Below are 18,210 nucleotides of genomic sequence, written 5' to 3' on the forward strand. Positions count from 1 at the left end.
TAGATGAGTTTACTATAAAGATTATAGAGCACTAAGACAAATGTTTAAGGAGAATTTTGATGCCCGTAAGTAAAGAAATTAAACGGAGCGTTTTTTTTATTTCGGATGGTACCGCGATTACCGCAGAAACCCTTGGACATTCACTACTTGCGCAATTTCCAAACGTGGATTTTGATATCCATATCATGCCTTATATTGCCACCGAAGAGGCTGCCATGATCGCGGTGGCAGAGATTAATGCCTGTCAGTCCCGTGACGGTTCTTTGCCTCTGGTTTTTGATACGCTGGTTGACCCTCATGTCCGTGAAATCATCAATACGGCAAAAGCAGTCAATCTGGATGTGTTCGAGGGCCTGATCAGTAAACTGGAACAAGAAATCGGGGTGCCACCAACCACACTGGTCGGGCAAACGCATGCGGTTACCGATTCTGAATATTATAAAGCCCGTATCGATGCGGTGCATTTCGCGCTGGACAATGATGATGGCGCCAGAACACGTCATTATGATAAAGCCGATATTATTTTGATTGGGGTATCGCGTTCCGGAAAAACCCCGACCTCGATTTATCTGTCATTACAATTCGGGATTCGGGTTGCAAACTATCCTCTGACTGAAGAAGATCTGGACGATAACCGTTTGCCAAAAGTGCTGCGTGAACATAAAAACAAACTGTTTGGCCTGATGATTGATGCCGAGCGTCTGGTGGCAATCCGCAATGAACGTAAAGCCAATAGCCGTTATGCAAGTTTCAGTCAGTGCCAGATGGAGCTGCGTGCAATTGAGGGGATTTATATTTCAGAAGGAATTAAATACCTGAATGTCACCGAAATGTCGATTGAAGAGATTTCAACACGCATTTTACAAATGACCGGTTTAAAACGTCGTATTGGTTAAAACAGCTGGAACACTGAAAAAGCGTGGACAGTGGACTGCGCTTTTTTTCGGGATGATAAAAACAGGAAAAATATAATGAAAATAGGTTTAGTGCTTTGTGCTTTTCTGGGGATGTCGCAAGCCCACGCTGAAACCTTGGCACAATTTGAAAAAAAGCTCATTCAAAAATATGAAAATAATGCTTTTTATCAGGTTAATCAGGCAGTCGAGTCAGATATTGTTAATAAAATAGAGCATGATCCTGCCAGTTTCGATTATTCCTTTCGAGCTTTTCAAGACCGTTACCATGTGCGGATTCAGTTTTCACCGGATCAGCAGTTAAAGTTTTATACATTTGATATTGGTGGTGGAGGCACGATGGGGGAATACGCCTCCTATGTACAAACCCGGACAGGTGACAAGACGCGCTTAACCGCGATTGAAACGGGTGCGATTCTGGAGGTGAAGCAAACCGTATTGGCGCAACAACCGGTTTATCTGGTAGAGAGTTACTATAAAGGCAGTAGTTGCGTTGGTGCTTATGCGATTGGTGCATTTCAGGCGAAGGCGGGTGCGGTACAGGCAGTAAAGGTATTCCAGACCAAAACCAGATTACTGGATCACATCCAGGTCGATTTTGACTGCAATAATCATGAGGGACCGACAGATGTGCCTGACTATATTCGCAGTGATAAAAAACTAGATACGATTGATATTATGCTGCTGGATCAAAATTCAAAACCGCAGGCCAAGTATTTACGTTATCGCAAAAGCGATACAGTGTACAAGTATATCGGGGTCGTGCGCTAAGCACCCTTATGGATCGGGGATGCTTAGCTTCCATCGAGCCTAGTTCTGTTGAATATCCATTAACAGGCTAAAGTTGTCCAGACGTTTCTGGGTATCATAAATATCACAGGTAAAGATAAACTCATCCACCTCATATTGACTGGCAATTTTATTGAGACCGGCTTTCACGGTGTCTGCCGAACCGATCTGGGCCATGGCATAGAAATTTTGTATAGCCAGCTGTTCGGCAGCAGTAGCTAGACCTTGAGTCGATGCAACGGGCGGTTTGAGCTTCAGACTGTGGCCACGGATCAGATTCAAGATACGTTGATAAGAACTGGTTGCCAGATATTGCGCCTCGTCGTCTGTCTCGGCAACTACAGTCGGTACACCCATTGAAACATAAGGCTTATCCAGATATTCAGAAGGCTGGAAATTATCCCGATAGAGGTCGATGGCCTGACCCAGCATGCGTGGGGCAAAATGCGAAGCAAAGGAATAGGGAAGTCCCAGTTTGGCCGCCAGTTGGGCGCTAAATAAACTAGAGCCTAACAACCAGACGGGTACATGGGTATCTTGACCCGGTGTGGCAATAATTCGCTGACCCGGTTGAGGCGCTTTAAAATATTGTAAAATTTCCAGTACATCTTGCGGAAACTGATCTTCGGTTTCCTGACGACCCCGTCTTAATGCGCGCATGGTCACCTGATCTGTGCCCGGTGCACGGCCTAGACCGAGTTCAAAACGGTCCGGATAGAGGGTGGCCAATGTTCCAAACTGTTCTGCAACAACCAGTGGAGCATGGTTGGGCAACATGATGCCGCCTGAACCTAAACGGATCTTGTCGGTATGTGCTGCAATAAAGCCTAATAAAACAGCAGTCGCAGAACTGGCAATACCATCCATATTGTGGTGTTCTGCCAGCCAGAAGCGTTCATAACCTAATTTTTCGGCATGTTGTGCCAGCTCCAAGGCGTGGCGTAGTGAAAATTCAATACTCTTGTCATCCCTGACGGGAGCAAGTTCCAGTATAGAGAACTTTATGTCTTGTAGTGTTTTCATCATGACTTCTCAAAGCAATATATCGAAATAATACGATATAAGTTTGAGCTTGTATATCGAATTTGATCGATATATTGTAAGGAGACACAAAAAAAGCACCCGAAGGTGCTATAAAGGGTAGAACGATTGACAATTCGTCCGGATTAACGGTCTTTGTACCAGCCACGATGACGGCCATTGTCGTGGCGATAATGATGACGTGAATTGTAGTAACGGCGATCATCATAAGAGCGGCGATTGTCATAACGGCGATCATAGCGACGGTCATCATCACGATCCTGGCCTACTTTTTTGCCCAAGGCAGCGCCACCAGCAGCACCTAACGCTGCACCAATATAGCCACCATTGGTGCCGCCCATGTTACGGCCCACGGTATAACCACCGACGCCACCAAGACCACCACCAATGGCAGCTTCAGTACGGTCACGTCGGTTACTTGATGCAGCGGCACCACCCGCACCACCAATGGCTGAACCGATCATGGCTCCTGTATTGCCACCCAGCTGTTTGCCTATTGCTGTACCGACAACGCTACCGAGTGCGGAGGTTGCTGCAACACGAGTTGTGTTGTCTGCATGCGCTACAGTCACCATTGATGTTGATGCAAGGATGATGCTGCATAACCACATATTTGCTTTCATGATGAAACTCCTTATCCATTCTTTTGGACAGTATTCTTTTTGCTTGTGACAAATGTAACAAGACTTTTTAGCGAAAATATGGAGTGCAATATCCGGATTGAGAGTGTTTGACGAGGGTTTTGTATTGGTTCTATTACAAGTGGAGAAATTGTGAATAAATTATAAAAATAAAGAATGAATACGCAATGAACAACGGGCTTTGTGCTAATCGGGTACAATGGAACAAGTTTGGTTGAGGATCCCGATATGCTGCTGGAAAAAATTTTGCAATCTCAAGGCTTTGGCTCACGTAAGTATTGCCAGCAGTTAATTAAAAACGGTTCTGTCCTGATTGATCATCAGGTTTGTGATAATCCCAAGCAGAACATCAATACCGATCAATTGGTGTTTCAGGTGTTTGGTGAAGAATATCAATATCGCGAGCATGTCTATCTGGTTCTGAATAAACCGCAAGGTTACGAATGTTCCCATCAGGCCACCCATCATAAAAGTGTATTCAGTTTATTTCCTGAAATTTTAATTCATCGTGGCATTCAATGTGTAGGTCGGCTAGATCAGGATACGACAGGCCTGTTACTTTTGACTGATGATGGGCAGTTTTTACAGGCATTGACCCATCCCCGTAAACATGTGCCTAAGGTTTATCATGTCACCACAGCTGATCCGGTGAGTTCCGAGCAAATACAGGCGTTGCAGCAGGGCGTCGAACTTCGTAATGAAAAAGGAATTTATGCGGCAACAGATGTTAAGTTATTTTCCGAATATCAGTTAAGCATGACCATTCATCAAGGGGTTTATCATCAGGTCAAGCGGATGCTGGCTGCTGTCGGAAACAGAGTCGAGGCTTTACATCGCCATCAGGTCGGCCGGCTTGAATTGCCTGACTTGCAAGCAGGGCAATGGTGTTATTTAAGTGCAGAACAAAAACTGCTCAGTCAAAATATGGCTATAGAAGATAAATAAACTATTTCAGGAAGCAATGGTAGGTTTTAAATTCGCTATCCTGAATAAATCCCATCTGCTCATAAAGACGATGGGATTGATAGTTATTTTTCTGGGTCTCCAGACTGATACGCAGTGCATTTTCATGGCGTGCAAACAGGATGGCGGTATCAATCAGCTGTTTGGCGGAACCCTGTTTCCGATAGCTTGGCGTTACATAGACATCATCTAGAATATAATAGGTTTCACAGGCAACCGACGAGAAGGCGAGGTAGAGTAGTACAAACCCTGTAATAACATCATCTTTGACATGAATGAAAATAACACTTTCTTTATTGTCAAAACGCTGTTTGAGAAATTGATAAGATTGTTCTAAATTGGATGATGCACCGTAGAACTGACGATATTCGTCAAACAAGACAGCAAGTTGATGAAGGTCTTCCTTTGTGGCTCGCTTAACAATCATTCCAGCCCGTCCTTACACTTATAATTTTATTTGGACTGTCAGAATAGCGAAAAAAATTCAGCTTAAAAAATAAAAACTTGTTTATAAATGCAACATTGTTAAGTTTTGTCACTTTCACCGAGTAGTGCATTTAACTCTTCAAACAGATCTTCATGGTCGTCTTCAATCCCGACTGTAGCCGGACTCTCGGTAGAGGCTGCTGCCTTGGACTTACGTAATTTAAGCAACTGTTCCATATTGATATTCTGGTTTTCAATTGCAAATGGAATAGATTTGGTCAGTACCACCTGTTTAAAGAAAAGGCGGACAGCTTGGGCAGGGGAGATCCCTAACTGCTTAAACACGGCAAAGGCCTGTTTCTTTTCCTGAGAATCGAGACGAACCTGATAAACTTCTGTTTTACGCATGAAGAATGTAACCACATATTTTTAGTTATCGTTATGTATTTTAAACCATTGCAATGTAATTTCAATATTTTTGAGGTGAAAAAATAGAATTTTTGTCATTACGATGTAGCTACAGTGTCAGTTCAAATCGGGAGCTAAAGGACATTTCCTGTTGCAAGACAGGATCAATGAAATAAATTTCCTTGGCCAGCAACTGTAATGGATGGCTAAAGTCATGTTCTGCCTTGTGGGCAATTACCGGATAAAACGGATCGTTTAAAATGGGAATGCCCAGATAATTCAAATGAACACGTAACTGGTGCTGTTTGCCTGTTTTAGGTTTGAGGCAGTACTTTGCAAAGTACTGGTTGTGCTGCAGTAATTCGATTGAGGTTTGCGTATTCTGGGGCTTATCTGGATTGACCTGCATGGTGTAAAAGGGAGTGCCTTTTTCCAGATGCAATTGCAAGGTTTGTGGAAAATTGAGTTCTGGCCGATGCGCTGCAATGGCATGATAGGTTTTTTCGACTTTGCGCTCGGCAAACAGCTGCTGGTAAATACCACGGGTAGCCGGTGTTTTGCAAAATAGCACCACACCCGCTGTTTCCCGGTCCAGTCGGTGAATCGGTGTAAGCTCAGCATAACCGGTCTGCTTCTTTAATCTCACCAGAAGCGTTTCCTGAACATATTGTCCAGTGGGTGTCATGGTAAGAAAGTGGGGTTTGTCGACCACCAGCAGATCTTCATTTTCAAATAAAATTTCATGTTCAAACGGTACATGGATTTCATGGGCAAGAAAACGGTAATAAAAGATGTGGGTATTGGGAGTATAAATATGTTCTATACCGAGTTTGCTACCATCTGCTGCATAGATTAATCCGTCACTAAAGCGTTGTTGCCATTCTTGTGGCTGGATATGCGGAAAATGGTGGCACAGATAGTCAAAAATGGTATTTGCAGAAGTATCAGGAGGTAAAAAGACCTTACTGGCACTCACGCCGTCGATCAGTGGCGGGGTAAAATCTGTATTTGAGAATTTATTCATAGAGTTAAATTATGCCCTTAAAAAAACAAGATGCGCATTTTAAGGTCAAATCAGAGTAAGTATACCGTTGATGTTATTGCTGAGATTGACATAATCAGAATTGATGAATTGCCTGTGTCCATCAATTCCTCTATGAATGATGGCATGAGTGGTCGGATGAAGCTCTTTGTCGCTAGCAACTTGAATAAGATGCTCTACGAAATCTTTAGCTTGTTGAGGGGCATATTTAAATTCTGCAGTCAAAGTAAAAATGGCAAGTTTATGAATCTCTAAAGCGGGTAGCTGATTTAAAAAACATTGGGCATGAATGGCACCGAAACTAAAACTCGCAAGAATTTGCCTTTCTAGCTCAGTTGTTTTTTCAAAAGGTTTCCCGATGGATAAAAAAAGCTGATGCGTAAATTTCGAAATGAGTATCCGATGTTCTTCCACAACAGTTTCCTCAGAAAATAATTTAGAAGTTGTTTTAAAAAGTAGCAACTTCTTTCTATGGATTAGGCTTTGAAGCAGGGCAATGTTATCATAGACAGCATCCCAATTTTGTTCTATTTGCCATGTCATATTCAGTGAAATTTAACTTAAATCATGAACAGGACACACAACAGTTTGCACAGTTACTGTCGCAGCATGTGCATTCAGGCATTATTTACTTGATTGGTGATTTAGGGGCTGGCAAGACCACCTTCACCCGGTATTTCTTGCAAAACCTCGGTCATCAGGGGGCGGTGAAAAGCCCGACTTATACATTGGTTGAACCCTATATTATTCAGGGCAAGGAAATTTTTCATTTCGACCTGTATCGTCTGGATGACCCTTATGAGCTGGAGCTGATGGGTATTCGTGATTATCTGGAAACGCCCGGCGCCTTATTCCTGTTTGAATGGCCCTCTAAAGGGGGCGATGAAATTCCGAAGCCGGATATCGTGATTGATATTCAAAAATCAGAAGATGAATTGACCCGGTCTGTCACTTTAAGCACAGAATCAGAATCTTTAATTCAAGTTTTGCAGGAACAATTGAATGGCGCATGATTCAACTCGTCGTATTCATACCCTTGATGCAGCCTTAGCCAACCAGATTGCCGCGGGTGAAGTGATTGAACGTCCTTCATCAGTGGTCAAGGAGTTGCTGGAAAACTCGATTGATGCGGGTGCAACCGAACTGATTATCCGGGTGGCGCAGGGCGGTTCTACCCTGATTGAAATCATTGATAACGGTAACGGGATTCATCCGGAAGATTTGCCTCTGGCCGTGATGCGACATGCCACCAGTAAAATTCAGACGGCAGATGACCTGCATGCCATTGTAAGTCTGGGCTTTCGTGGTGAGGCACTGGCGTCAATTGCTGCTGTGTCGCGCTTAACCTTAACCAGTAGCCAGGATGAACAGGGGGTGGGCTATCAGGTTGAAGTGAATGGAACGGCGTTTGATCATCAGCAGGTACAGGCGGTTGCAGCACAAAAAGGCACACATATCCGGGTGCAGGATTTATTTTTTAATGTCCCGGCACGCCGTAAATTTTTAAAAAAACCGGCTACCGAATTTAATCATATTGAAGAAATTGTGCGCCGTCTGGCGTTAACCCATTTCGATATCCGCTTTGTACTGGAACATAACGACAATATCCGTCTAAACTTGCCGGTAGCCGATAGTGGTGAGCTACGTTATCAGCGTGTACAACAGTTATTGGGACAGCAATTTATTCAAAATGCATACTGGATTGATGCTGAAAGTATCAATATGCGCTTGTCCGGCTGGCTGGGGCATCCCTCCGATGCGCGAGCGCAGGCAGATTTGCAATATGTCTATGTCAACGGACGTATCGTCAAGGACAAAACGATTTCACATGCCTTGCGTATGGCTTATGACGGGATTTTGCATGGCCATCAGCATTCATCGTATTTGCTGTTTTTAGAGGTTGATCCTGAAAATATTGATGTCAATGTGCATCCGACCAAACATGAAATCCGTTTCCTGAACCAGCGTGAAGTGCATGAATTTGTCCGGCACTATGCCAAGGCAACCTTGTCACAATTCCAGACTGCAACGGCTGATCTGGCACAAGCGATGAAAGCAGGTGAGACAGATAATCATGTACAGCCACAGCCAAAATATCAGGAACAGTTCAATTTACACCGTGCAGCCGTAGAAACAGTACCTGAGCCAGATCAGCCGGTTCAGGTCTCGACAGAGTTATTGACCGAGTTTAATCAAAGCCGGCCACAGGCAGTACAGTACAGTTCGGCACAAACTCAGCAGCCCAAATATAATGGCTCGGTACAATTAAATAATGCCTTGAAAACCTATCTGGCACCTTTGCGTGATGATGAGCAAATCCCCTCAGCCCTCATTAATAAAGGAGGAGTAACAGATGATCAAGCAATGTCATCTCGAGTGGATGAGTTTCCGTTAGGTATAGCCATTGCTCAGCTACATGGCATCTATATTCTGGCCCAAAATACGGAAGGCCTGATTATTGTGGACATGCATGCTGCCCATGAGCGGATTTTGTTGCAACAGATGAAATCGGCCTGGGATAAGCCCGAGTTCTGGACATCACAACAATTACTGATACCGAAAGTGGTTACGATTACCCGGATGCAGGCGACACGGATTGAAGATTTGCAGCCGCAATTGCAGCGTTTAGGTCTGGAAATTGATCAATACGGCGATGAACAGGTGATTGTCCGTGGAGTACCTGCCATTTTGCACAAGGCTGATTTTGGCAAGCTGATTCCTGAATTGCTAAACGATCTTGACCCAAATGATGAGGCGAGAGGTTTATTGCAAAAACGTGATGAACTGCTGGCCGGGATGGCCTGCCATGGTGCAGTACGGGCGCATCGTCAGTTAAGCCTTTCAGAAATGAATGCCTTATTGCGCCAGATGGAACAGACCGAGTTTGCCAGTCAGTGTAACCATGGCCGTCCTACCTGGCGTGCCTTTCCGTTGCATCAACTAGATAAATTATTTGCTCGAGGAGAGTAGTTTTACATGTCGAATCAATTGCCCGTCATCAATTTAATGGGGCCTACCGCAAGTGGTAAAACAGCATTGGCATGTGAACTTTACGAGCGCGGTAATTATGAACTGATATCCGTGGATTCGGCTTTGGTTTATAAAGATATGGATATTGGCACAGCCAAACCCACCAAAGAAGAACAGGCGCAATATCCACATCATTTGATCGATATTATTACACCTTTAGAAGTGTATTCGGCGGCACAATTTGTGGATGACGTCTGTCCATTGATTGATGACATGCATGCACGTGGCAAGACGCCGATTCTGGTAGGCGGTACCATGCTGTATTTTAAAGCCTTGCTGGAAGGTCTGGCGAATAATTTGCCAAATGCTGACCAGACCATTCGTGATGCGATTCTCGCCAAGGCTGATCTTGAAGGCTGGCAAGCGGTTTATGATGAACTGGTTGCGGTCGACCCGGTCGCAGGACAAAAATTTAAGGTATCTGACAAACAGCGGATTATCCGCGCATTGGAAGTGTACCGGATTACCGGTCAGCCGATAACAAAACTACAGGCGGAACAACCTAAAAATCAACCATATCGTTACACATTTTATAACTACGCACTGATGCCGGATCGGTTAGAATTACATCAACGCATTGAGCAAAGATTGCGCAGGATGTGGGATATTGGTTTTTTGAATGAAGTAGAGGCACTAATTGAAAAATACGATTTAAACGAAGATTTACCATCTATGCGGTCTGTTGGTTATCGTCAAGCTTTAGAATTTTTATTAAAAAGTGACTTGAGTCTCGAAAATAAAGTAGAAATGGAGAACAAAGCGCTGTTTGCTACTAGGCAATTGGCTAAACGTCAATACACTTGGTTACGTTCTTTGCAAGAAATACACGATTTTAAAACTTACCTGACGATAAAGCAGGCGAAAGAAGACTTGCGAAACTTCTTTGGATAAAGCAAAATTCGCAGGCTGTCTTTTTAATAATTTTTAGTTGAAAAATAAAGATAGTTTTTTTGCGCTGATTTAAAAATTTTTTGGAGTTAAAAATGTCTAAAGGTCAAACTTTACAAGATCCGTTCTTAAATTCTCTCCGTAAAGAACGTATTCCAGTTTCTATTTTCCTTGTAAACGGTATCAAATTACAGGGACACATTGAGTCTTTTGACCAATATGTCGTTTTATTAAAGAACACTGTAAGTCAAATGGTTTATAAACACGCGATTTCTACGGTTGTTCCTGCACGTAACCCTCGTCCAGCAGGTGCTCAAGGCGCTGCAGGTGGCTTCCCGGCTCAAGGCGCTGCGGGTGGCTTCGGCGGTCAAGGCTCTACTGGTGGCTTCGGCGGTCAAGGTGGCTTCGGCGGTCAAGGCGGCTTCGGTGGTCAAGGTGGCTTCGGCGGTCAAGGCGGCTTTGGTGGTCAAGGTGGCTTCGGTGGTCAAGGTGGCTTTGGCGGCGGTCAAAGCGGCTTCGGTGGTCAAGGTGGCTTTGGTCATCAAGGTGGCTTCGATGGCGAAACTAAATTTGAAGATGGTCAAGAAGACGAAAATAATCGTTAATTGATCGATGATCTTTAAGAAAATGCCAGTCTGTTGATCGACTGGCATTTTTTTGTGTGTTAGAAAGCTAGAATAAATATTATGGAAATGATTGTTGCTGCGGCATGTTGTAGTGTTCTCGTCTCGATTGTATTGAAATATCTAAAAGCAAAGGGATTTGATGTTTTTCAGATGATTGCATGGAATTATTTAAGTGCAAGCATTTTATGTTTTTACTGGTTTAAGACCGATATCACCCATATTTCCTTAAATCATACCCCTTGGTGGCTGATTTTAATTCTTGCTGTTTTATTACCCGGTATTTTTCTTTGTCTGGCCAAGTCGTTGCAATTTGCCGGAATCCTGAAAACCGAGATTGCGCAACGTCTTGCGGTGATTTTATCTTTATTGGCCGCTTATTTTATATTTGGTGAACAGTTTAGCCAGCTAAAGTTGGTCGGCGTGGGCTTGGGAATCGTTGCAATCCTGGCGATCATTATTGGTCAGTCGACTGAAAAAAACGGCACGGGATTAAATTTAAAGTCTGCCTTGTTTTTATTCAGTGTCTGGGCCGGTTATGCCGCAGTCGATATCCTGCTCAAGTACAGCAGTAGTCTGGGTTTGCAGTTTGCGGTCACCCTCAATTTGACTTTTATTGCAGCCTTTGTTTTATCTATCGCTTATATCTCGATTACCCAGTCAAACTGGCAGCCTAAAAATATTTTTACAGGGCTGTTTTTAGGGGTGCTGAATTTCGCCAATATTGCCTTGTATGTTAAAGCGCATATGCTATTTAAAGAAACACCTGCCATTGTGTTTGCGGGTATGAATATTCTTGTGGTGGTATTAGGTGTCTTAAGTGGCGTGGTTCTGTTTAAAGAACGTTTGCAAGCTTATAGCTGGATCGGGCTGGTGAGTGGCATTGTGGCGGTGCTATGTCTGGCAAAAGCGATGATGTAAAAAAGGGAGTTTGCACTCCCTTTTTTCAAGTTTATAAACGGGTAAAAATGGCCTGATCTGGCAGGCGTGATTTAGGTAATCGGGCATTGAAGTCATCTTCGCTACGATAACCTAAAGATACGATCACGGATGCCTTTAAGCCTTTTTCAGCTAATCCAAACTCTTTATTAATGGTTTCACGGTCAAAGCCTTCCATCGGAGTGGCATCGATACCTTCAAGACCGGCAGCGAAGAGAAGTTGTCCTAATGCCAGATAGGTCTGATTTTCCATCCATGCTGAAAGATTTTTTAACTCGTTACGGTAAAATTCGACATAGCCTTCACGGGTGTTGCGTTGTCCCTGTTTGGCTGCTTCATCTTTAAAACGGCCACTCAGTTCATCTTGCTGCAATAGCTGCTCCAGATATTCGGGTGAGATATCAGTACGGGTGCAAAAGATCAGGGTATGGGATGAATGAAGGACTTTAGCAGCATTATAAATATAAGTGCCGGTCAGGCCTGTGGCAACCCGTTGCTTGGCTTCGTCAGTTTCAGCAATCAGAAAATGCCAGGGCTGGATATTCACTGAAGAGGGGCTAAAGCGTAAGATTTCCAGCAGCTTTTCAAATTGGGCCTGAGGGATTTTTTTATCGGCATCATAAGCTTTGGTTGCATAACGTGTTTTTGCTGTAACTAAGGTATCCATCCGTCATTCACTCAATTAAAAAATTTAATTTATTTTACTTGATCTGCCTGCTGCTAAAAGTAGCTAAATGTGATTTCTATATGGATTTGGTGATAAGCGCTATCGTGGGTGAGGTAACTGAAGCTAATGCACAGTGAAATAGATCGAAATGCTGTATCCGGCTGAGGTAATAAAGAAAAGAGCAGCTCAGGAAGTTACACTAGCTAATAGCGCCATTGCTTAAACTCCAGTTGATAATGATTTTGCGGACTGATCTCCAAAATCCAGGCTGAATCTGCACGCCAGTCTCCTAAGACAATGCGCTGTTTGTTCTGGAGCTGATGTATTTCAGGACGATGGGTATGACCATGAATCAAGAAGTCGACTTGTGAAATCACATTTTCTACCGCTTGTGCATTTACATCCATGATGTCATCGCTTTTCAGCTGCTTGGTTTCACTGCTTTTTTTCCGGAAACCATTGGCAAGTTTCTGCCTGAAACTGAGCGGTGTACGCTTGAGTAGGCCTAACAGCACCGGGTTGCGAATCACTTTACGGAAGCGCTGGTACGCAATATCATCGGTGCACAGTGCATCGCCATGTTCAAGACGAAATTTCTGTTGATTGATGTCCAGAGAATAGACATCCGGCAGTAGAATGCCGTTAAATAATTGCAGAAATTTTTTGCCTAGGGCGAAATCACGATTGCCGACCTGAAAGTAAATCTGGTTATTTGCTGCAGTAAAGCGTTGCAAGGCAGTGACAATTTCATCGAGCCAAGGCGCTGTATAATCATCACCAATCCAGGCATTAAACCAGTCACCCAGAATGTAGAGTCGGGTGTTTTTATGTTGGTATGCGTCCAATAAGGCTAAAAACCCTCGAACGAGTCGAGGGTGATCAGGTGACAGGTGTAAATCTGAGATAAACAGGTAGGTCACATATTTTTCCTATTTTATAATCCCTTCTAACCTCCCTTTGTAAAGGAAGGAGTTCCCTCTTTTTAAAAAAGAGAGGTTAGGGGAGATTTTTATTCAGAAATAATTTTAGCAGATTCAATCACAACGTTTTCTAAAGGAACGTCGGCGTGATAACCACGGTTACCTGTACGAACACCTTTAATTTCGTTGACAACGTCCATACCTTCAACAACTTTACCAAATACGGCATAGCCCCAGCCTTGTGCTGTTTTACCCGTGTGGTTCAGGAAAGAGTTGTTTTTAACGTTAATGAAGAATTGGGCAGAAGCAGAGTGCGGAGCTTGAGTACGCGCCATTGCAATTGTGCCTTCATCGTTGCTTAAGCCGTTATCCGCTTCGTTTTCGATAGAGTCGCGAGTTGCTTTTTCTTTGAAGTTTTCATCCATGCCACCGCCCTGGATCATAAAACCATCAATCACGCGGTGGAAAATTACGCCGTCATAGAAACCGTCGCGTACATATTCTAAGAAATTTGCAACCGTTTTTGGTGCTTTTTCAGCGTTAAGCTCAAGAACAATACGACCTTTATTGGTATTTAATTCGACTTGAGGAAAACTCATTACATTAATCTCCTAAACATGGGCAAATTGACCATGGGTTTTTGGTTGAGAGAAGCATAAGCAAACTGTAAACTACAAGGCAAGTAAAAAACGTTAAAATCTTTCAGAAAAAGCAAAGATTGCGTTTTTATTTCCTATTTTTTAACTGTAAGAAGTGATTTACACCCTATGAAGCCAAATGATGTTGTTTCAGAACTGCCAAAGACCCCGACACCGAATACTCATGCCTCTGTCGATGCTGCGCAGCAAGAACAACAGGCAGGCTTAGATTTTGTTCGTCAGGTCATTACGGATGATCTAAAAGAAGGTCGTACCCAGAAAGTCATAACACGTTTCCCGCCTGAGCCAAATGGTTATCTGCATATTGGCCATGTCAAGGCCATCTGTTTGAACTTTGGTATTGCCGAAGAGTTTGATGGTCTATGTAACCTGCGCTTTGACGATACCAACCCGGATGCCGAAGAACAAGAATATGTGGATGGGATTGCCAATGATGTGAAATGGTTAGGCTTCCACTGGAATGGTGAGCCCCGCTATGCATCGGGTTATTTTGATCAGTTATATGCATGGGCAGTGCAACTGGTTGAACAGGGCGATGCCTATGTCGATTTGCAAACTCCTGAGGAAATCAAGCTAAACCGCGGTAACTTCGTTGAACCGGGTAAAAACTCACCTTACCGGGATGCATCGGTTGCAGAAAACCTGGCACGTTTTGAACAAATGCGAAATGGTGAAATTCAGGAAGGTGGTGCTGTCCTACGTGCCAAAATTGATATGGCAAGCCCGAATGTACATATGCGTGATCCGATTCTTTATCGTGTACTGCATTCAGAACATCACCAGACAGGTGACAAGTGGAAAATGTACCCGATGTATGACTATGCTCATCCATTGTCTGATGCCATTGAAGGGATCACTCATTCACTGTGTACATTAGAGTTCCAGGATCATCGACCATTCTACGACTGGATTGTCGCGAAAGTTCACTCGCCAGCTGTGCCTCGTCAGTACGAGTCTTCACGTTTAAATGTCGACTATACCATTACCTCTAAACGTAAATTGCGTAAGCTGGTTGAAGGCAACTATGTACAGGGGTGGGATGACCCACGTATGCCAACGGTTGTTGGGATGCGCCGTCGCGGTTTTACGCCAGAAGGTTTACGTGATTTCTGTAAGCGTGTGGGTGTTTCAAAAACAGATGGTATTGTCGATGTGGCAATGCTTGAGTTCTGTATTCGCCAGTCTCTGGAAAATACTGCCGCGCGTGGTATGGCCGTACTGAATCCGCTCAAGGTTACATTGACGAATTTACCTGAAGAATTGGATCTAACCCATGCACGCCATCCAAATGTTGATATGGGCGAGCGTATTATTCCATTAACCCGTGAACTGTATATTGACCGTAAAGACTTTGAAGAAGTACCACCAAAAGGCTTTAAGCGTTTAATTCCGGATGGTGAGGTGCGTCTGCGTCATGCGTATGTCATCAAGTGTGATGAAGTCATTAAAGATGCCAATGGTGAAGTGGTCGAGCTTAAATGTTCAATCGATCCAGACACACTAGGCAAGAACCCTGAAGGCCGTAAGGTGAAAGGGGTGATTCACTGGGTGTCTGCGAGCAAGGGTGTACCGGCTGAGGTACGTATTTATGATCGCTTGTTTACTGAAGCAGCACCGGATGCAGATGATGATTTCCTGGCAAATCTCAATCCGGAATCATTAAAAGTTGTGCAGGCCGTGATTGAGCCGGCTTTGGCGCAAGCAAAACCGGAAGATCGCTTCCAGTTTGAACGTGAAGGTTACTTTGTTGCAGATCAGCATGATCATCAGACTGAGAAACCTGTATTCAACCGTATTCTTGACCTGAAAGACAGTTTTAAAGTCGAGAAGAAGTAATGATAAAAAAGGGCCTGATATGATTTAGGCCCTTTTTATTTAAACAAGGCATCTTGCCGGTTTGGCTGTGTATTTTCAGCTTTAAATCTGGAACGTTGTCATTAAAGTGGATTAATCTGGTAGAAATAGATCACTAACACCAATAATAAAATAACAGCCAAAACTAAATAGGTGTTCATGGTATGAAAACTTTTGATGAATTTTAAAATACTCATTTTGCTCCATTACCGAAATAGGATTAATAGTTGGTCATGATCCTAAGACTGGTTCACAGTAGAGTGAATTGGGTGAGCTTTCAATATTTTGCGATTTAAGAACCTGTATTTGTCCTGAAGCGTATTGGTTTTCTGTCTGAACTGTTTTTTTTATTAGTGTTTGTGCGTTGATTTTGCTTGGTTTAGAGTAAAACTGAAGTGTTTTAGCCATTAAAACACTCCATTTGCTATTTTATGCCTTGAAGAGGTTTGGATTAAGCCTGTTCCAGCTGTGTCAGAAAATGCTGGATAACTTGAGCCGTGTGCGTTTCCAGCTGGGCTGCATAATTGAGATTATCCTGTCTGAGTTGGGGAATAGACAGGCCTGCCTGACGTATTTCACAGGTATGGCCAATCAGCCATTTTTCAAAGTTGTGCCCGACCACTTCCAGATGGAACTGTAATGCCAGAATATTATTTCCGACAGAAAAAGCCTGGTTGGGATAGATTGCCGAACTTGCCAGTAAAGTTGCATTATCTGGCAAATCAAAGGTGTCGCCATGCCAGTGTAATACTTCAACATGTTCAAGCGGTGCTAAGGGATTATTGGCAACCGCTTTGATTTCCAGCTGACTCCAGCCGATTTCTTTTTGATGGCCTGCATAAACTTTTGCACCGAGTGCATGGGCAATTAACTGTGCACCCAGACAGATCCCAAGGGTAGGCTTGTTGGCTTTTAAGCGTTGTTTTAGCCCGGCAATTTCATTTTCCAGAAAAGGATAATCCTCGGTTTCGTATACTCCAATCGGCCCACCTAATATAACGGTCAAGCCTTCATAGTTAAGGGCAGGGCTAAGGTCATCAACACCTGCTTCAAAATAACGTACGCGAAAACCGAGCTGATAAAAAACATCTTCCAGAGAACCTAGATCTTCAAAAGCAAGATGCTGAATTACATTGACTGTTTTCATAAAGGTTGATTTTGTCATTATCGCGTACCAAGGATAGAAATAGGAAACCCATGCATCTTAAAGCATTTGCATCATCGATGTCTTTAGTCCGTTTCCAGTTGAATAGAACCATACAGCCTGGATTAAAGCATTTTTAAAATAATAGTTTAAGTGGATAAGATTGCTCTAGTACGGGGACCACATGCTCATCTTTAAGATCGATACCAGAGCGGCCGAGTTGTCTGGTGGTGAATGATAAAACAGATGCTCAAACACTATCAGGATAGTTGAGCATCAAAAAGCTCATGAGGGTCATTGAAGTTTTTCTGAGAGCCAGTCAAACAGTGCCTGATAGACTTTTTCCCGTACCGGTGGGGCTGAAAGCACAAGGTCATGTACACCATTATGTATTGCCAAGGTCTGTACATCACCTTTCATTTTCTTGGCATTATGCGTCATGTCTTTGACATCCAAAATGATATCGCTTTGCTGTGCATCAATACCCCATTTTTTCGGATAGCGGGATTGATGAGAATGCATGATCAAGGTTGGAACACTTAAACTTACGCCGTGATGAATTTCTTTCTGCGCTTCATGAATGGCTGTGACAAAACTCAAACTCACAAATGGCAGGGTCTTGGGCTTCCAGTCGAGATTAAAATCCCATTCCCCATAAAAATCTTGATGCAGGCTAGGGGTATACCATGGGTTGAGCCCACTTGGGAACTTTGCCTTGGGGAATCGTTTACCAACTTCACTCAGGAGCGGAATACCTAGTTTTTTCTCGATGGTACTTTTGTAGAAATCATAAAATGGACTGTTGGCCCAGACGGCCTTGATTAAACGGTGATCCGGATAATGTGCCGCATAAAGTGTCGCAATCAGACCGCCAGTCGAATGCCCGGCCAGTAGAACCTGTTGATGATTTTCCTGACCAATAATCTCCAGCGCTTTACTGATTTCAGCGTCATATTCACGTAGATCAAGTACATAATAGAATTTTTGATGGGGCAGTCTGGAACGGCCATATTTTCTCAGGTCGAGTGCATAAAAATCATAACCATGCTGGTTAAACTGCTGTGCCATTTCTTTTTGAAAAAAATAATCGGCAAATCCATGAATGTATAAAACGGCCTTTTTGGTGGCTTGAACGGCTTTTTTGCGTATCAGTGTTGCGACAACTTTTCCATCATAATCATCAGCAAAGTTCAAAGTCAGTTGCTGATAATCTTCACCTAATATATCTGGTTGATAAGAATAAGGATTTGAAGTCGTCATTT

General features: G+C 43.4%; 20 protein-coding genes. 9 read left to right on the forward strand and 11 right to left on the reverse strand.

Going from position 1 to position 18,210, the window contains the following annotated elements:
• Positions 1 to 59: 59 nt before the first annotated feature.
• Together OC23_RS13865 and OC23_RS13870 are read left to right on the forward strand one after the other, a co-directional pair.
• Positions 60 to 896: a pyruvate, water dikinase regulatory protein gene (locus OC23_RS13865; RefSeq protein ID WP_038345474.1), complete on the forward strand. Its 837-nt coding sequence runs from the start codon at positions 60 to 62 to the stop codon at positions 894 to 896.
• Positions 897 to 971: 75 nt separating this feature from the next.
• Positions 972 to 1,685, forward strand: coding sequence for a hypothetical protein (locus OC23_RS13870; RefSeq protein ID WP_038345476.1), 714 nt, complete (start codon positions 972 to 974; stop codon positions 1,683 to 1,685).
• A gap of 39 nt (positions 1,686 to 1,724) precedes the next feature.
• Here OC23_RS13870 and OC23_RS13875 read toward each other — a convergent pair whose 3' ends face one another.
• Both OC23_RS13875 and OC23_RS13880 read right to left on the reverse strand, forming a co-directional pair.
• Positions 1,725 to 2,726 (reverse strand): LLM class flavin-dependent oxidoreductase, encoded by a 1,002-nt coding sequence (locus tag OC23_RS13875; RefSeq protein ID WP_161792298.1) that lies wholly within the window; start codon positions 2,724 to 2,726, stop codon positions 1,725 to 1,727.
• Between the two features lie 143 nt (positions 2,727 to 2,869).
• Positions 2,870 to 3,367 carry a hypothetical protein gene (locus tag OC23_RS13880; RefSeq protein WP_038345478.1) on the reverse strand — a complete coding sequence of 166 codons (498 nt, stop codon included), beginning with the start codon at positions 3,365 to 3,367 and terminating at the stop codon, positions 2,870 to 2,872.
• 246 nt (positions 3,368 to 3,613) lie between these two features.
• Between OC23_RS13880 and OC23_RS13885 the strand changes: the two genes are divergently transcribed.
• Positions 3,614 to 4,330, forward strand: coding sequence for a pseudouridine synthase (locus OC23_RS13885; protein ID WP_038345479.1), 717 nt, complete (start codon positions 3,614 to 3,616; stop codon positions 4,328 to 4,330).
• A gap of 1 nt (position 4,331) precedes the next feature.
• Here the strand turns inward: OC23_RS13885 and OC23_RS13890 are convergent, their stop codons facing one another.
• The 4 genes from OC23_RS13890 to imm48 form a co-directional block, all read right to left on the reverse strand.
• Positions 4,332 to 4,775: a GNAT family N-acetyltransferase gene (locus tag OC23_RS13890; RefSeq protein ID WP_038345480.1), complete on the reverse strand. Its 444-nt coding sequence runs from the start codon at positions 4,773 to 4,775 to the stop codon at positions 4,332 to 4,334.
• 98 nt (positions 4,776 to 4,873) lie between these two features.
• Positions 4,874 to 5,182, reverse strand: a complete 309-nt coding sequence (locus OC23_RS13895; RefSeq protein WP_038345481.1) for a type II toxin-antitoxin system RelB/DinJ family antitoxin — start codon at positions 5,180 to 5,182, stop codon at positions 4,874 to 4,876.
• 109 nt (positions 5,183 to 5,291) lie between these two features.
• Positions 5,292 to 6,206, reverse strand: a complete 915-nt coding sequence (locus OC23_RS13900; RefSeq protein WP_038345482.1) for a pseudouridine synthase — start codon at positions 6,204 to 6,206, stop codon at positions 5,292 to 5,294.
• Positions 6,207 to 6,251: 45 nt separating this feature from the next.
• Positions 6,252 to 6,767 carry an Imm48 family immunity protein gene (imm48, locus tag OC23_RS13905; protein WP_227505561.1) on the reverse strand — a complete coding sequence of 172 codons (516 nt, stop codon included), beginning with the start codon at positions 6,765 to 6,767 and terminating at the stop codon, positions 6,252 to 6,254.
• On the opposite strand from imm48, the gene tsaE reads away from it, so the two are divergent.
• From tsaE to OC23_RS13930, 5 genes are all read left to right on the forward strand, one after another.
• Positions 6,761 to 7,237 (forward strand): tRNA (adenosine(37)-N6)-threonylcarbamoyltransferase complex ATPase subunit type 1 TsaE, encoded by a 477-nt coding sequence (tsaE, locus tag OC23_RS13910; protein WP_038345483.1) that lies wholly within the window; start codon positions 6,761 to 6,763, stop codon positions 7,235 to 7,237. The two genes, imm48 and tsaE, sit on opposite strands and share 7 nt — an antisense overlap.
• On the forward strand, positions 7,227 to 9,194 hold the full coding sequence (mutL, locus tag OC23_RS13915; protein ID WP_038345484.1) for a DNA mismatch repair endonuclease MutL: 1,968 nt from the start codon (positions 7,227 to 7,229) through the stop codon (positions 9,192 to 9,194). Before tsaE ends, mutL begins: the two co-directional genes overlap by 11 nt.
• A gap of 6 nt (positions 9,195 to 9,200) precedes the next feature.
• Complete coding sequence (gene miaA, locus OC23_RS13920; RefSeq protein ID WP_038345485.1) at positions 9,201 to 10,145, forward strand: tRNA (adenosine(37)-N6)-dimethylallyltransferase MiaA; 945 nt, start codon at positions 9,201 to 9,203, stop codon at positions 10,143 to 10,145.
• A gap of 92 nt (positions 10,146 to 10,237) precedes the next feature.
• Positions 10,238 to 10,747 carry an RNA chaperone Hfq gene (gene hfq, locus OC23_RS13925; RefSeq protein ID WP_038345486.1) on the forward strand — a complete coding sequence of 170 codons (510 nt, stop codon included), beginning with the start codon at positions 10,238 to 10,240 and terminating at the stop codon, positions 10,745 to 10,747.
• Positions 10,748 to 10,828: 81 nt separating this feature from the next.
• Positions 10,829 to 11,686 (forward strand): DMT family transporter, encoded by an 858-nt coding sequence (locus OC23_RS13930; RefSeq protein WP_038345487.1) that lies wholly within the window; start codon positions 10,829 to 10,831, stop codon positions 11,684 to 11,686.
• 31 nt (positions 11,687 to 11,717) lie between these two features.
• Here OC23_RS13930 and nfsB read toward each other — a convergent pair whose 3' ends face one another.
• From nfsB to OC23_RS13945, 3 genes are all read right to left on the reverse strand, one after another.
• Complete coding sequence (gene nfsB, locus OC23_RS13935) at positions 11,718 to 12,371, reverse strand: oxygen-insensitive NAD(P)H nitroreductase (protein ID WP_038345488.1); 654 nt, start codon at positions 12,369 to 12,371, stop codon at positions 11,718 to 11,720.
• A 203-nt stretch (positions 12,372 to 12,574) separates the two neighbouring features.
• Positions 12,575 to 13,291, reverse strand: a complete 717-nt coding sequence (locus OC23_RS13940) for a UDP-2,3-diacylglucosamine diphosphatase (protein WP_038345489.1) — start codon at positions 13,289 to 13,291, stop codon at positions 12,575 to 12,577.
• Positions 13,292 to 13,380: 89 nt separating this feature from the next.
• On the reverse strand, positions 13,381 to 13,890 hold the full coding sequence (locus OC23_RS13945; protein ID WP_038345490.1) for a peptidylprolyl isomerase: 510 nt from the start codon (positions 13,888 to 13,890) through the stop codon (positions 13,381 to 13,383).
• Positions 13,891 to 14,058: 168 nt separating this feature from the next.
• Here OC23_RS13945 and OC23_RS13950 point away from each other — a divergent pair, with 168 nt between their 5' ends.
• On the forward strand, positions 14,059 to 15,786 hold the full coding sequence (locus tag OC23_RS13950; protein ID WP_038345491.1) for a glutamine--tRNA ligase/YqeY domain fusion protein: 1,728 nt from the start codon (positions 14,059 to 14,061) through the stop codon (positions 15,784 to 15,786).
• A 469-nt stretch (positions 15,787 to 16,255) separates the two neighbouring features.
• Here the strand turns inward: OC23_RS13950 and OC23_RS13955 are convergent, their stop codons facing one another.
• Together OC23_RS13955 and OC23_RS13960 are read right to left on the reverse strand one after the other, a co-directional pair.
• Positions 16,256 to 16,969, reverse strand: coding sequence for a glutamine amidotransferase (locus tag OC23_RS13955; RefSeq protein WP_038345492.1), 714 nt, complete (start codon positions 16,967 to 16,969; stop codon positions 16,256 to 16,258).
• Between the two features lie 273 nt (positions 16,970 to 17,242).
• Complete coding sequence (locus OC23_RS13960; RefSeq protein WP_038345493.1) at positions 17,243 to 18,208, reverse strand: alpha/beta hydrolase; 966 nt, start codon at positions 18,206 to 18,208, stop codon at positions 17,243 to 17,245.
• Between the last annotated feature and the right edge of the window lie 2 nt (positions 18,209 to 18,210).

This window comes from Acinetobacter sp. A47 (genome assembly GCF_000805455.1).
In the GTDB taxonomy this organism is placed as follows: Bacteria; Pseudomonadota; Gammaproteobacteria; order Pseudomonadales; family Moraxellaceae; genus Acinetobacter.